Annotated in this window: 11 protein-coding genes; 7 read left to right on the top strand and 4 right to left on the bottom strand. The window is 37.3% G+C overall.

The features are described from left to right. Positions 1–140: 140 nt before the first annotated feature. The 6 genes from BWI92_RS22225 to BWI92_RS22200 all read left to right on the top strand — a co-directional run bounded on the left by BWI92_RS22225 (position 141) and on the right by BWI92_RS22200 (position 7,443). Positions 141–1,496: a TolC family protein gene (locus BWI92_RS22225; protein WP_176464511.1), complete on the top strand. Its 1,356-nt coding sequence runs from the start codon at positions 141–143 to the stop codon at positions 1,494–1,496. Positions 1,497–1,545: 49 nt separating this feature from the next. After that, positions 1,546–2,595 carry an efflux RND transporter periplasmic adaptor subunit gene (locus tag BWI92_RS22220; RefSeq protein WP_095166926.1) on the top strand — a complete coding sequence of 350 codons (1,050 nt, stop codon included), beginning with the start codon at positions 1,546–1,548 and terminating at the stop codon, positions 2,593–2,595. Positions 2,596–2,678: 83 nt separating this feature from the next. After that, on the top strand, positions 2,679–5,747 hold the full coding sequence (locus BWI92_RS22215; protein ID WP_095166924.1) for an efflux RND transporter permease subunit: 3,069 nt from the start codon (positions 2,679–2,681) through the stop codon (positions 5,745–5,747). Between the two features lie 226 nt (positions 5,748–5,973). Then, positions 5,974–6,222: an acyl carrier protein gene (locus BWI92_RS22210; protein WP_095166922.1), complete on the top strand. Its 249-nt coding sequence runs from the start codon at positions 5,974–5,976 to the stop codon at positions 6,220–6,222. A gap of 128 nt (positions 6,223–6,350) precedes the next feature. Then, positions 6,351–6,734, top strand: a complete 384-nt coding sequence (locus BWI92_RS22205) for a RidA family protein (protein ID WP_095166920.1) — start codon at positions 6,351–6,353, stop codon at positions 6,732–6,734. 388 nt (positions 6,735–7,122) lie between these two features. Continuing rightward, complete coding sequence (locus tag BWI92_RS22200) at positions 7,123–7,443, top strand: hypothetical protein (protein ID WP_095166918.1); 321 nt, start codon at positions 7,123–7,125, stop codon at positions 7,441–7,443. A gap of 251 nt (positions 7,444–7,694) precedes the next feature. On the opposite strand, the gene BWI92_RS22195 is transcribed toward BWI92_RS22200, so the two are convergent. Next, positions 7,695–8,675, bottom strand: a complete 981-nt coding sequence (locus tag BWI92_RS22195; RefSeq protein ID WP_095166916.1) for a bifunctional heptose 7-phosphate kinase/heptose 1-phosphate adenyltransferase — start codon at positions 8,673–8,675, stop codon at positions 7,695–7,697. Positions 8,676–8,769: 94 nt separating this feature from the next. After that, entirely contained in the window at positions 8,770–9,753 is a 984-nt protein-coding gene (gene moaA, locus BWI92_RS22190) for a GTP 3',8-cyclase MoaA (protein ID WP_095166971.1), read from the bottom strand. 239 nt (positions 9,754–9,992) lie between these two features. Between moaA and moaD the strand changes: the two genes are divergently transcribed. Continuing rightward, complete coding sequence (gene moaD, locus BWI92_RS22185; protein WP_095166914.1) at positions 9,993–10,235, top strand: molybdopterin converting factor subunit 1; 243 nt, start codon at positions 9,993–9,995, stop codon at positions 10,233–10,235. 114 nt (positions 10,236–10,349) lie between these two features. Here moaD and BWI92_RS22180 read toward each other — a convergent pair whose 3' ends face one another. Together BWI92_RS22180 and BWI92_RS22175 are read right to left on the bottom strand one after the other, a co-directional pair. Then, positions 10,350–11,120: an NrtR DNA-binding winged helix domain-containing protein gene (locus tag BWI92_RS22180; protein ID WP_095166913.1), complete on the bottom strand. Its 771-nt coding sequence runs from the start codon at positions 11,118–11,120 to the stop codon at positions 10,350–10,352. A gap of 713 nt (positions 11,121–11,833) precedes the next feature. Beyond that, complete coding sequence (locus tag BWI92_RS22175) at positions 11,834–12,817, bottom strand: ribonucleoside-diphosphate reductase small subunit (RefSeq protein ID WP_095166912.1); 984 nt, start codon at positions 12,815–12,817, stop codon at positions 11,834–11,836. Positions 12,818–12,850 lie beyond the last annotated feature (33 nt).

The raw sequence follows: 12,850 nt of genomic DNA, 5'->3' as shown, positions 1-12,850 counted from the left end.
TACTTTATAACTAGTGCTGAAAGCTAAAACCCGATAGCTCAAAGCCCATTCGGCATTGATTCCCCATGAATTGATGCTTTTTATTTACTCTTTTACTGAACGGTGTTTATAAAATTATAAATGTTTAATACATGAAACCTATGAAGTATTATTTATCCTTGGTGTGCTGTTGGCTCGCTTATGGAACTATGGCTCAATCAGAAGTACTCAATCAGTATGTACAAGAAGGGTTACAAAATAGTCAGACGCTCAAGCAGCAACGTTTTCAGCTACAAAAAGCTATTTGGGCTTTAGATGAGGCCAAAAGTTTGTTCAAACCTGCCGTGAATTTCAATACGACTGTCTCTTCTGCATTGGGTGGTCGTACGATTGATATTCCTGTTGGGGATTTGGTAAACCCTGTATATGCGACGCTCAATCGCTTGACTAACTCAAACGCTTTTCCACAAATCTCAAATGTGAGTGAGCAATTGATTCCAAAGGACTTTTATGACATGCGATTCAAGACCTCAATGCCTTTGATCAATGCCGAACTGAAGTATAATCAAAGCATCAAAAAGGAACTGATTGGTTTACAGCAATCCGAAACCAATGTCTATAAACGTGAATTGGTCAAAGATATAAAAATGGCCTATTTCAATTATTTGAAAGCTACGGAAGCATTGAGTATTTATGAAAATGCTTTACGTCTACTTCGTGAAAGTGAGCGTGTCAACCAAGCGTTGATTCAAAATGGCATGGCTAACCCGACGGTTTCTATTCGTACCCAAAACGAAATTGCTAGTATCGAATCAGAAGTAGAAGCTGCCAAAGGAATACAGAAAAATGCAGCAGCGTATTTCAATTTCTTATTAAACCGTGAGTTTACACAGGAAATCAAAGTTGACTCCAGTTTAAAAAATGTTGTAATTCCTGCTAAAATAGACTTAGCCCACCGTGAAGAAATTGACAAGCTCGAAACCAATTTGAATATCAATAAGCAAATCTTAAAATTGAGCCAGTCCTACAACCAACCCAAAATAGGAGCATCATTGGATTTAGGTTCTCAAGGTCGTTTTGCTCAAATCGCCGCGGCTGACAAGAATTTTATTTCTCCCAATGCCTTTTTCTTGGTCGGAGTATCAATTGACTTACCTGTATATTCCTCAGGACGAAATCAGTTGAAAGTAAAACAAGCCGAAATGGATGTTGCTACCGCAGATACGCAACTTCAGCAAGTCAAAAATCAACTTGATTTACAAAATACTTTAGCACAAAACGCATTGACTGCCGCTAAAGAAATTCATCAATCTAAAGCCAATCAGATAAGTTCGGCACAGCGCTATTATCGCGATATGATGCGCCGTTACAAAGAAGGTAATCTTAGTTTTATTGAACTACTAGATGCCCAGACCCAACTGACTCGCACTCAATTGCAGCAAGTGATAGCTCAATATGATGTTTGGCTCAAATGGGTAGAACTCGAACGCAGTGCTGCCGCTTTTGACTTGAAATAAAAATCTAAAAATCTCTTTAGCCTTGTGCTAAGTAAAATCCTCTTGAAAAATGTTGACTTCCTTAAAAAATAGCCTCATTCTAGGTCTAATCATAGCAACGGTATTTGCCTGTGGCAAAAAGAAAACCGACAAAAAAACAATTGCAGATAACGAAACTGTAGCCGTAAAATTAGTGGATGTTTCAAATGCTAATTCTACCGAACCCATCAAAGCTTCGGGCTTGATTAGCTCCTTACATGAAGCTCGACTATCTTTTAAAACGGGCGGAATTATCGAAAAAATCTTTGTAAAAGAAGGGCAAAATATTGCTAAAGGTCAATTATTGGCAACCCTCAATTTGACCGAAATCAATGCACAAGTTTCACAAGCACAAGAAAATGTGAGCAAAATCGAAAGAGATTTAAAGCGTGTCAATGCGCTTTACCGTGATTCGGTTGCCACACTTGAGCAAGTCCAAAATCTTACAACAGCCTTGAGCGTAGCAAAACAAAGTTTGCAAATAGCCCAATACAACCAAGGATATTCCAAAATTTATGCACCAACCAATGGCGTTGTGGTCAAAAAAATGATGAATGAAGGAGAACTAGCCTCGTCTGGTAGTCCTGTGTTTTTTGTAAACGCCGCAGGTGCGAACGACTGGGTGGTAAAAGTGGGTATCGCAGATAAAGATTGGACTCGTCTCAAATTAGGCGATAAAGCCGACATCACTCTCGACGCATTTCCAGATACTAAGTTTTTGGCAAATGTGACAACCCTCTCTCAAGGTGCCGACCAAGCTTCAGGCCTCTATCAAGCAGAATTAAAAATTAGTACACAAGGTAAAAAAATGGCGACTGGCTTATTTGCCAAAGCATTGATTTATCCTTCTATCAAATACCAATATGCGTCTGTTCCTGTTGATGCCATTATTGAAGGCAATGGCGACCAAGCTTTTGTATATGTTGTAGAAAACGGAAAAGCAAAGAGAGTTTCTCTGTTGATTGCCTATGTCAATAACCAACAGGCATTTGTTCGTGAGGGATTGGCGGGAGTTAGTCAAGTGGTAACAGATGGCTCGGCTTATCTGGTAGAGGGCACAAAAGTAAAAGTGATGAAATAAGCTTTTACAACTAATCAATTTTATATAGACCTAAACGTGCATAATGTCATTGTAAGACAGCTTATGCCGACAACTCATCATATATGAAAATCGCAGAATTTTCCGTAAAAAATTACCAGTTTACCTTAGTGGTATTTCTGGCGGTATTATCAATCGGGCTATATTCCTTGTTGAACATGCCACGAGGCGAAGATCCAGAGTTTGAATCTCCTCAGTTTGGCGTTACCATTATCTATCCTGGAGCTACTCCCAACGACATGGAAGAGCTGGTAGTTGACCCTTTTGAAAAAAGAATTAACGAGCTAGACAACATTCAGCGCATAAGTACAGTCATACTAGATGGAGCGGCAGTATTTCAGATAGAATATGATTTTGAACAAGACCCAGAAGAAAAATATCAGGAGGTTGTACGTGAAGTAAATGCTATCAGAAAAGACCTTCCAGCCGAAATTCTGGATATTCGAGTACAAAAGTTTAGACCAACTGATGTAAATATTTATCAGTTTGCGCTAGTCAGTGAAAATTTGCCCTATTCCAAATTAAAGGAATATGCAGATGACTTGGAAAAACAACTCGAAAAGGTAAAGCCTTTGACTAATATCAAATCATGGGGTTTTCCTGCTCGCAAAGTAGCCGTTGAATTGAATTTGGAAAAAATGGCGCATGACCGTATTCCAGTCAATCAGGTATTAGGAGCAATCCAGTCCGAAAATGTCAATATACCCGGGGGTAGTATCAATGTTTCGAGTAAAAAACTAAATGTAAAAACCTCAGGAGCATATAATGATCTCGACGAAATTCAGAATACGATTGTGTACACCAACGGTACCAAAATCGTATATCTCAAGGATATCGCTCAGGTAAAATTTGCTTACGAGGACGAAACACATATTACTAGTCTCAACGGTCATCGTTGTGTTTTTGTAACAGCATGCCAAAAGCAAGGACAGAATATTATTGGTATTAGAAAGATTGTGGAGCCTATTGTTGAAAAATACAAAGCACAACTACCTCCAAGTGTCGACGTCGTAAAAGTTTTTGACCAAGCCGAATCTGTAGATAATCGTTTGACTCGTTTTGCTAAAGATTTCGGAATAGCGATTTTATTAGTATTGATTACGCTATTGCCTTTGGGTACACGTGCGAGTATTGTCGTAATGATTTCGATTCCACTTTCGTTAGCGATTGGTTTAACATTACTCAACGTATTCGGTTATACTATTAACCAGCTGTCTATCGTAGGGATGATTGTTGCCCTAGGAATTTTGGTGGATGACTCTATCGTAGTTGTTGAAAACATTGAACGCTTTATGCGTATGGGCATCAAACGCAAGCAAGCAGCTATTGATGCGACAAAGCAAATTGGTTTGGCGGTAGTAGGGTGTACAGTATTGTTATGCTTTGCGTTTTTACCAATTGCCAACTTGCCAGAAGCAGCGGGTGAATTTATTCGTAGTTTACCAATGGCTGTAATGTTTACGGTATTGGCTTCGATGATTGTGTCTTTGACGATTGTTCCGTTTTTGTCATCTGTTTTATTGACAGAAAATCATAATCCAGAAGGGAATGTGATTTTGAGAGGAATGAAAAAAATCATTTCTGCCACTTATGGTCGCTTAATGGATTGGTGTTTAAAGCATCCGAAAACTACCTTGGCAGGCGCATTAGGGGTATTTGTAGGTGTGATGATGATGGCTAAATTATTCTTAGGCTTTTCACTTTTTCCTACTTCCGAAAAACCGATGTTTTTAGTAAATATCGAAACTCCAGTCGGAACAAATATGGCTGCTACGACTAAAGTAGTGAAGTATGTAGAAGAAAAATTAAAGAAAGTACCTGAGATTAGAAACTTTGCCTCAAACGTAGGTCGTGTCAATCCTCGTATTTATTACAATACCGTAGAAAGAGGTCAGTCCGAAAACCGAGCACAAATTTTTGTCCTGCTCGAAGACATGGAAACTTCTGAGAAAAAAGCTTTAATCGACGATTTGCGTGGTAATATGGGAGCGTATCCTAATGCCAAAATTGAGGTAAAAGATTTTGAACAAGGACCACCATTAGAAGCACCAATTGCTTATCGAATCTTTGGAGAAAATTTGGATACTCTGAGAAATGTAGCTTTCAAAATAGAGAAAATATTAGCCAATCACCCAGGCGCTATTTATGTAAACAACCCTTTGAAAGTCCAACCGACGGATATTCGTGTGGTGGTTAATAAAGAAAAGGCTGGATTGATGGGTGTCAGCTCTGCCGAAATCGACCGAGTGGTACGTTTAGGAATAGCAGGATTAAATGTGGGTACTTACAGAGAAGATGGCCAAAAGGACGGCTATAATATCAACATCTCGATTCCAAGAACAGGTGTTCAACAAGATTTGGATGTATTTAATCGTTTGTATGTCAACAATGCTTTAGGGACGGCAATTCCACTTAAACAATTGGTAGATATTAAGTTAGAGACATCTCAAAATCAAATTTTGCACTTCGACAAAGAACGATATGTGACGGTTTCGACCTTTTTGAAGTCTGGTTATAATACGGCACAAGTAAACCAAGAATTAATAAAGCAATTAAATACCTTTAAGTTTCCAAAAGGATTTTCGTACAGAGTAGCAGGAGAGGCCGAAAATGCAGAAAAATCTTTCGGAGGCATAGGGGTGATAGTTTTGATAACTGTCTTCGGAATGATAGCTATCCTAATTTTGGAATTCCGAAACTTCAAATCAACCTTGATTGTATTGTCAGTAATTCCATTGGGTATAGTTGGAGCTATCTTGATGCTATTACTTTGGGGCGAAACCTTATCATTTACGGCTGTTATCGGTTTTATCGCACTGGTAGGAATCGAGGTCAAAAACTCCTTATTGTTGGTAGATTTTACCAATCAACTTCGAGAAGAAGGTTTTGGACTTGAGGAGGCGATTCGAGAAGCAGGCGAAGTGAGATTTGTCCCTATCGTGTTAACATCACTTACGGCCATAGGAGGCTTAGTGCCATTGGTTGTCGAATATTCAGAATTGTATTCTCCGTTGGCTTTAGTGCTTATAGGTGGAATTATCAGTTCAACATTACTTGCTCGTTTGGTTACACCAGTTATGTATAAGTTGCTTCCACCCACCATTATTCCGGTCAAAGAAACGATACAAAACTAGGTTTTAAAAGGAGCAAATTTCCCGAAAATAGTTTTTAATATTTTTTAATAAATCATGAGAGGAATCTTTAAATAATTCAAGAATGCTCTGTAAGCATAATATTTAAGAGTTTTTATTGATTTTTCTCATTTTTTCTAAAAAAAACTTAAAATTCGGGCACTATTATTCAAAAAAGCTCGTTAATCAAGCATAACAATCGTCAAAATATATATAAATCAAGAAACCGATGAGATTCAGCACAGAAACATTGACAAAGTTCTTATCTCGGAATTTTTATATTAGTCCGAGGTTGATAGCTCCTCAAAAACGCTTTTATGCCGATTTGGGAATGAACTCATTAGAGTTCCTAGAAGTAGTAGCTTATTTGGAAAATACGTATGGTATTACATTACCAGATCAGGAGATAGATAGAGTACAGACTGTGGAAGAATTGGCTTCTTTGATGGAAGCTAATTTAGTAGCTGTACGTGCGTAAAGGCAACGATTTTTGGTATGTTAAAGGTTCAAACACATTAGTTTGAGCCTTTTTTTATGCCTTTTTGAGTAAATATCCCTCGGCTTTTATCTTATCTTTGTATCGTAACCAAAAAACAATTATTAAGTATGTCTAGACAAAATATCTTAACGGGCTCGCCGTGGGAAGACAAAATGGGCTATTGCCGTGCCGTAAGAATCGGAAACATCGTAGAAGTATCAGGAACTGTAGCAATCGTTGATGGTGAAAAAGTAAAGGCTGACGATGCTTATGCACAAACGTTGAATATCTTAGAGCGTATCGCTAAAGTATTAGAAGAAGCTGGCGTATCGACAAAAGATGTGGTAAGAACTCGTATTTTCACAACAGATATTACCAAATTTGATGATATTGCTCGTGCTCATGGCGCTTATTTCGGCGAAATCAAACCAACAACAGGTATCTATGAGATTTCTAAATTAGTATCTCCAGATTACTTAGTAGAGATTGAATTTACAGCAATTGCTCAATAAAATATATTGGAGTAAGAGGAGGTAAAGGAACTATCCAATATACCTCTAAAAGAGAAAGTCAGTGGATTTGTTCACTGGCTTTTTTTGTTGGAATAGCTCCATGATAAAGGCTAAAACCTTAAAAATCAAAAAGCCTTGCTAGGAACACTAACAAGGCTTTTTTGTGATTGATATATTTAAAACGTCAGAAGTGCCTAAATAGTTTAGGTATTGAAAAATAGTTAAATTATTTTTCATATTTATTTTATTTTTTTCAAATTGCTGAAAATTATATCAAAATGGACTCTCTAACGACTTGTGATGTGGATATCAAATACGAGAAAACGGAGATAAAGATTCCAAGTTTATCTCAAATATCAGATTAACAAGTAACCCATAAGGTTTCAAGATGAAACAACAAACTATCTACGAGGTTGCCGTGATTTCGATTGGTTCGCTCAATGCTGTTCGAACTAAAGAACCTGTGCTAAATTATTTTTCGAATCTTCAAAAATGCCTTGACCATTTGTTGGGTGCTTTGGCAGTGCATGGTTGGGAAAGTAAAATGAATTACACAGCTGTGTATCGTAACCTAAAAGCAAAGGGGAAATATGTGGCAGAATTTAGTTTTGCAGGAAATAAAATTTTCAAAATTGTAATTACCGCACGAACAATCAATCCTTCGATAAGCACTTTGGGAATAGAGGATAAGCCTGATAGTAAGAAGTAAAAAACGGCGCAGAAACATTCAAATTAGCATCAAATAAAAAAGCCTTGCTAAATAGATAGCAAGGCTTTTTTGCGGTTGATAATAGATAAACGTCTATTGAGGTAAAATAGTTTACGCATTGAAAAATAGTTAAATTATTTTTCAAAAAATGTAGAATTTATTTTCGGAGCGGAATTTTCTTAAAATTTAACTGAAAAAAAGGCCCCTTTTTGCCTAATGCCTAGAGCTTATAGCCTAAAGCCTATTAATACTTAATTATAGTTTTGTTGGGCTTCTGCCAACAGTCTTTCTTTATTGATTGGAACAACTCCTACCGATTCACATACGAGTCCACCACCTAAATTGGAGAGTCCTGCTACTAATTCTGGAGATAAATTGAGTGCTACACAGCAGGCTGCAATTGAAATTACGGTATCGCCAGCTCCTGAAACATCTGCAATTTGTCGAATATGGGCAGGAATATGTTTTTCTTCGTCTTTGAAATTGATAAACACACCTTGTTCCGAAAGAGTAACAAAAGCACCTTTCACCTCAAGGGTTTCTATGAGCATATTAACCGCCATCGCTAGCTCTGCTGGATCCTTTGAATCAAACTGAATGTTGAGACCTTCTTTGAGTTCTTTCAAATTTGGTTTGAATAAGGTAGCATTTTGATAATTCAAAAAGTTACGCTTTTTCGGATCTACGACTGTAGGAATGTGGTGTTCTTGTGCAAAGTCTATTACCTCAGCAATAAGCTCTTTTGATAAAACGCCTTTATCATAATCTTCAAAGATAATTACCTGAGCGTCGAGTGCTAATACCTTGATTTTGTCTAAAAGCAAATTGCGCTCATTCTCAGAAATCAATTTGTCAGTTTCGGTATCTACGCGTACAATTTGCTGTGTACCTGCGATAATACGTTCTTTTACTGTAGTGATGCGTTCATCAGATTGAAGAATACCTTCTGTAGATAACTCCCTTTCTTCCAATAAATCTAATAGTGCATTACCATAAGAATCTTTTCCGATTACCGAACAAATAATAGCTTTTGCGCCAAGTGCCTGAACGTTCATCACCACATTGCCAGCACCACCCAAACGCATTTCTCTTTGTTTTACATTTACTACTGGTACTGGAGCTTCAGGAGAGATACGTTCTACTTTACCCCAGGTATAAGCATCAATCATCAAATCGCCTATGATGAGGACTTTTAGTTGATTGAAACCTTCAAAAATTTGCTCGATTGTCATTGTCTATATAAAATATGTCCCCTGTCAGCCCAGTCCAAAATACTATTGGGTTGACAGGGGATTAAATGAATTGCAAAATTAAGATTTTTATGGATTATCCTCCAATGGTTGTCATGGATTCAGTAACAAGCTTGGTTCTACGTTTCTCAGCTTCGAAGCCATCTTTAGCTCTTTTTTGAAAAGTATTGATAAAAACTCCTTTCAATTCTTCGTTGCTAATGCCCGAACGAATCAAATCTCGGATGCTTAATACACCTTCGTCGTACAAACAAGTTTTTAATTCGCCTTGTGCGGTCATTCTGATGCGATTGCAAGTGCCACAGAAGGTTCTTGAAAACGCTGCAATCACGCCAATATTGCCTTTGAAGCCTGGGACGTGGTAGTTATACGAAGTAGAATGTGGAGCATCTTCAATTTTGCTTAGGCTCGGATAGGTACCTCGGATTGTTTCTAAAATACGATGGATATTCCAATGAAGTACAGGATAATGTGAGCCTTCGCCATTGAAAGGCATTTCTTCGATAAAGCGAACTGCTACAGGATAATGCTCGGTAAGAGCTACCAAGGGTAAAATATCATCTGTATTTTTCCCATCCATTACTACAGCATTGATTTTTACTTCAAAACCTGCATCGAGTAAATCAAAAAGCGTTTGATAGACTTTTGAGAATTCATCACGACGGGTAATTTCGAAAAAGCGTTGCGCATCCAAAGTATCCAAACTCAAATTGACAGAACGAATCCCGATTTCTTTCATTTGTTTGAGATACTGTCCCGTCAAAACGCCGTTGGTGGTAATATTCAGCTCATCGATTCCTTGAATGTCAGCAAGGCGATACAAAAAATCTACGAGGTTGTTACGCACAAAAGGTTCTCCACCTGTAATACGCACTTTGTGCACCCCTAATTCGGCCAGTACACCAACGATACGAAGCATTTCTTCGTAGCTAAGCAGTTTGGATTTGTGGAGGTATTTGATGCCTTCTTCAGGCATGCAATAAAAGCAACGCAAATTGCATCGGTCGGTGACAGCCAGCCTCAAATAAGTAATCGGTCGACCGTGATTGTCATAAATCACTGGACGATTATCGGGAGTTGTTATGGATGGATTAGTTGTCACAGATACGAATGATATAGTAGTATTTTGGGTAAATCCCCATTGGGTGTCCTCAAATTATTGATTTACTTCGTTATATTAGCAATCAAAATATAGGAAAATTTGTTCAAAAAGAAACGTCTATATTTATCGCTGATAGTATTTCTGTAATCAATAAAAACAAATATACTATTGAATCCTAGAATCAAAAATTTAACCTAATGAAATATACAATTGCTTTGTTTGGAATCACCAAAGAAATTGTTGGCAATAGCTCGACGACTTTGGAGGTATCAGATACCCTCACAACCGATGGTTTGTTGACCTTGCTCAGAGCAGAATACCCACCGTTGGCTTCCATTCGCTCGTTATTGTTGGCTGTAAATAACGAATATGCCGAGCAGGATTTAGTATTATCAGAAAGAGACGAAATTGCGTTAATTCCACCAGTGAGTGGGGGATAGTTTGAGTCAGTCTCTCGACGATAGATTTTTGATTTCGGAGATATCAGAAATGTTCAGCATTATGTTCCGAAATCAAAATTCTAATTTTATATAGGTTATGTAATAGTCTATTCTTTACTCCTCAAACTGATTAGCAAATTTGCTAGCTTCAGCCTTTTGCGAATCAAATCGATACAAATATGGAGCCTTGTGGGCACCACCTCCCCATTTTTTATCTAGTCTTTCGAGTATCCCCAAACTGAGCATTTTGCGTTGGAAATTAGCTCTCAAGAGTTTTTTGTTCAAAATAGTCTCATAAAGACTTTGTAATTCGCCCATGGTAAAGGTTTCGGGCATGAGGTTAAAGACTGATAGTTTATGATCTAAAAACAAACGAAGCGAGTCGAGTGCCTTGAGTAAAATTTCACGGTGGTCAAAAGCAATTGTTTCAGGCAAGTCATAAATATCAAACCAGCCACCTTCTTCAAGATTGAGATGGGAGTGTGGTTGTATTTTTGTAAAGTCTACCAAAGCGTAATACCCTACTGTAATATGTCGATTAAGCAAAAAGTGGCCATTAGGAAGATCTAACCCATTTTTTTGCATGATAAGTCGATGTTCCTCAGGGTTCACTCTATTGGGGTTACCAAATACATAAAATTGCTCCAGATAAGTATCCTCAATTCCTGTACGATGGTCAAGAATTCTACTTGCGGCTTCATCCAAACTTTCTTCTTTATAGATAAATCCTCCTGGGAGGGAATATATTTCGGTATTGGCAAATTTGATCAATAACACCTTCAATTGATTCTCATGAAAACCAAAAATTACGCAATCAATCGATATGCCCGGTAAAAAGTCTTGTTCAGGGTTAACTAGGTCTTTATATTCTGTTGTATGCTCCATAAAATAAATTTTGTTCAAATTTAAAAAAGAATTGTAATATTAGAATAAAACAATTAATATTGTATCTGCTTGATACAATAGTTTTTACAATTTTTTACCTAACCACAAAGAAATATAAATAAAGAGAGCTTTGGTTTTTCTTTTCAAGAAAGAGTCTCTCTAAATGCTAATTTAATTTTGAGTAAGTAATAGTGCAGAATAAGATTCAATTTTGTTTAGGCACTAGACAACAGGCACAAGGCAAAGAGTGTTAAAATGTTTTTTAATAATCACCGACATGCTTTTTCCAAAGCCCCCGCCGAAAGCCGTTACCTGAAAGCCCAAAGCACAATCTTAAATTTTATTTTGCGCACTAACCTATCAATTGCAATAGGATGAAGGCTAGACAAATTGAGGTTGGGTAAATTCAAATTCACATGATTGAAAATATGGAGATTTGAATAAAAAGATGATTTTTTGGCATATAATCGGGTAAAAAATTACTGAAAAAAGCCAAGTTTGCCAAAATCTTTCATAAAAAGCTTGTCACATTATCTATCTATCCAATTCATATAATACATACCCCACTGTTGCTGTTAAGACAAAGTGGGGTTTTTTCCGAAAACAAACTCAGTACAACTTAAAATGATACATAGGTCTTTAAGGCTCCAAAACAAAACGGCTCGTTGCAATCTTGCAACGAGCCGTTTTGTTTTGATTATTTTTAAGAAATTCTAAAAATCTTCATCTAAAGAGAAAGACATCGTTTCTTTTTCTGACATGACACCTGCTTTTTGATACTCAGCAACACGTTTTTCGAAGAAATTAGTTTTGCCTTGTAACGAAATCATTTCCATGAAATCAAATGGATTGGTTGCGTTATATACTTTTGGACATCCCAAAGCTACCAACAAGCGGTCAGCTACAAACTCAATGTATTGACACATCAAGTTAGCGTTCATACCGATTAATGAAACAGGAAGCGAATCTGTTACAAATTCTTTTTCGATAGTCACAGCATCAGTAATGATTTCAATTACTCTTGACTGTGGCAATTGATTTTTGATGTGGTCTGCGTAAAGCAAACAAGCAAAATCACAGTGCAAACCTTCGTCGCGAGAGATAAGCTCGTTTGAGAACGAAAGACCTGGCATCAAACCACGTTTTTTCAACCAGAAAATAGAACAGAAACTACCTGAGAAGAAAATACCTTCTACAGCTGCAAATGCAATCAGACGTTCTACAAAGTTTTCACTGCCAATCCAACGCAAAGCCCATTCTGCTTTTTTCTGAACACAATCGATGGTTTCGATGGCGCGAAGCATACGGTCTTTTTCGATTGGGTTTTTGATATAAGTATCAATCAACAAAGAGTATGTTTCAGAGTGAATGTTTTCCATCATTACTTGGAAGCCATAGAAACATTTAGCTTCTGCATACTGAACCTCCGAAAGGAAGTTAACAGCAAGGTTTTCGTTTACGATACCATCCGATGCCGCAAAGAAGGCCAATACATGCGAAATAAAGTGCTTTTCATCAGCTGTAAGCTTGTTTTCCCAGTCATTTAAGTCTTGAGAAAGGTCAATTTCTTCAGCTGTCCAGAAAGAAGCTTCCGCTTTTTTATAAAATTGCCAAATGTCATTGTGTTTGATTGGAAATAACACAAAACGATTTGGGTCTTCTTGAAGTAAGGGTTCAATAATTGCTGCCTGTGACATGGTCGTATGGTATAAGTTACTAGTTATCTAAAA

The sequence above is a fragment of the Flectobacillus sp. BAB-3569 genome (assembly GCF_002270355.1).
GTDB lineage: Bacteria > Bacteroidota > Bacteroidia > Cytophagales > Spirosomataceae > Flectobacillus > Flectobacillus roseus.
Note: the sequence above shows the minus strand (reverse complement) of the source record. Positions and strands in the feature narration are given on the sequence as shown.

Coding starts and splice junctions, on each gene's coding strand:
- BWI92_RS22225 (WP_176464511.1), top strand. CDS start 141: ATGAAGTATTATTTATCCTTGGTGTGCTGTTGGCTCGCTTATGGAACT.
- moaD (WP_095166914.1), top strand. CDS start 9,993: ATGAAATATACAATTGCTTTGTTTGGAATCACCAAAGAAATTGTTGGC.
- BWI92_RS22205 (WP_095166920.1), top strand. CDS start 6,351: ATGTCTAGACAAAATATCTTAACGGGCTCGCCGTGGGAAGACAAAATG.
- BWI92_RS22180 (WP_095166913.1), bottom strand. CDS start 11,120: ATGGAGCATACAACAGAATATAAAGACCTAGTTAACCCTGAACAAGAC.
- BWI92_RS22200 (WP_095166918.1), top strand. CDS start 7,123: ATGAAACAACAAACTATCTACGAGGTTGCCGTGATTTCGATTGGTTCG.
- BWI92_RS22175 (WP_095166912.1), bottom strand. CDS start 12,817: ATGTCACAGGCAGCAATTATTGAACCCTTACTTCAAGAAGACCCAAAT.
- BWI92_RS22215 (WP_095166924.1), top strand. CDS start 2,679: ATGAAAATCGCAGAATTTTCCGTAAAAAATTACCAGTTTACCTTAGTG.
- BWI92_RS22210 (WP_095166922.1), top strand. CDS start 5,974: ATGAGATTCAGCACAGAAACATTGACAAAGTTCTTATCTCGGAATTTT.
- BWI92_RS22195 (WP_095166916.1), bottom strand. CDS start 8,675: ATGACAATCGAGCAAATTTTTGAAGGTTTCAATCAACTAAAAGTCCTC.
- BWI92_RS22220 (WP_095166926.1), top strand. CDS start 1,546: ATGTTGACTTCCTTAAAAAATAGCCTCATTCTAGGTCTAATCATAGCA.